Annotated in this window: 1 protein-coding gene; it reads left to right on the forward strand. The window is 47.0% G+C overall.

Features of this window, described 5'->3' with window-relative positions:
- Positions 1-279, forward strand: a 279-nt coding sequence (locus AB4486_RS23855) for a VWA domain-containing protein (protein ID WP_372119071.1), incomplete at both ends; no start/stop codon positions are given.

Consider the following 279-nt stretch of genomic DNA (forward strand, 5'->3'; position numbering starts at 1 on the left):
GATTCAAGTGTTAATGCCAACGAAAAAGAGAAAGTCGAGATCGTACTAACCGACGGTAATGATACGGGAAGCTTTGTTGAACCGGTTGATGCCGCCAAAGTTGCGAAGGCGAAAGGCGTTCGTATTCACGTGATCGCCATGGGTGACCCACAAACCGTTGGTGAAGTGGCTTTGGATATGGAAACCATCAATCGTGTGGCGCAAGAGTCTGGTGGTGAATCTTTTGAAGTACTTAACCGCGATGAATTGACTAAAGCCTACGCTCAAATCGGTGAACTA

Origin of the sequence: Vibrio sp. 10N.222.55.C6 (genome assembly GCF_041473395.1) — a bacterium.
Classification (GTDB): Bacteria; Pseudomonadota; Gammaproteobacteria; order Enterobacterales; family Vibrionaceae; genus Vibrio; species Vibrio crassostreae_C.